The organism is Kytococcus sp. HMSC28H12, from assembly GCF_001816045.1.
Classification (GTDB): Bacteria; Actinomycetota; Actinomycetes; order Actinomycetales; family Dermatophilaceae; genus Kytococcus; species Kytococcus schroeteri.
Map to the genome: position 1 here is coordinate 1 of NZ_KV824634.1, position 1,283 is coordinate 1,283.

At 75.2% G+C, this 1,283-nt stretch carries 1 protein-coding gene; it reads left to right on the forward strand.

The annotated features are described in order from the left end of the window. Nucleotides 1-53: 53 nt before the first annotated feature. Nucleotides 54-1,283: nicotinate phosphoribosyltransferase (locus HMPREF3099_RS10050; RefSeq protein ID WP_083323703.1), on the forward strand; the 1,230-nt coding region annotated here is incomplete at its 3' end.

Below are 1,283 nucleotides of genomic sequence, written 5' to 3' on the forward strand. Positions count from 1 at the left end.
CCGGGCCCCGCACCACCCCCGGTGGTGCGGGGCCCCATGCATAGGGTGAGCCGGTGACCAGTACCGCCCTGCTGACCGACCACTACGAGCTCACGATGGTGCAGGCCGCCCTGCGCAGCGGCGCCGCGCACCGGCGCAGCGTGTTCGAGCTCTTTGCCCGCAAGCTGCCCGAGGGCCGGCGCTACGGCGTCGTGGCTGGCACGGGGCGCTTCCTGGAGGCGCTGGTGGACTTCACCTTCGGCGAGGCCGAGCTGGAGCACCTGCGCACCCATCGGGTGGTGGACGAGCCCACCCTCGAGTGGCTGGCGGGCTACCGCTTCTCGGGGGACGTCCACGGTTACCCCGAGGGCGAGCTGTACTTCGGCCACTCCCCGCTGATGGTCGTGGAGTCCACCTTCGCCGAGGGGGTGCTGCTGGAGACCCTCGCGCTCTCGATGCTCAACCACGACAGCGCCGTCGCCTCGGCCGCCAGCCGCATGACCGCCGTGGCCGGCGACCGTCCCTGCATCGAGATGGGTAGCCGGCGCACCGCCGAGGGCTCCGCCGTGGCGGCCGCCCGCGCCGCCTACGTGGCCGGGTTCGCCTCGACCTCCAACCTCGAGGCGGGGCGCCGCTGGGGCGTGCCGACGGCGGGCACGGCCGCCCACTCGTTCACCCTCCTCCACGACGGGGAGCGCGAGGCCTTCACCGCCCAGGTGGAGTCCCTCGGCACCGACACGGCCCTGCTCGTGGACACCTACGACGTCACCCGCGGCGTCCAGACCGCCGTCGAGGTGGCCGGCACCGGCCTGGGCGCGGTGCGCCTGGACTCCGGCGACCTGCTCGGCCAGGCCCACGCCGTGCGGCGCCAGCTGGACGACCTGGGGGCCACGGGCACCCGCATCGTGGTCACCAGCGACCTCGACGAGTACGCCATCGCCTCGCTGGCCGCGGCCCCGGTGGACACCTACGGCGTGGGCACCCGCCTGGTGACCGGCTCCGGGCACCCCACCGCGGGCATGGTCTACAAGCTGGTGGCCCGGGAGGGCGAGGACGGCACGATGGTCGACGTCGCCAAGGCGAGCGCGCACAAGACGTCCGTGGGCGGCCGGAAGACCGCCGTGCGCCGCGTCGTGGACGGCGTGGCGCAGGCCGAGCTCGTCGGCATCGGGGAGGTGCCCCAGCACGACGGGGACGACCGGGAGCTCCTCGTGCCACTGGTGCGCGGTGGCCAGGTCGTGGCCCCCACCGGCCCCGAGGCGGTGGAGGCGGCCCGGGCGCGCCACGCCGCGTCGCGGGCGGAG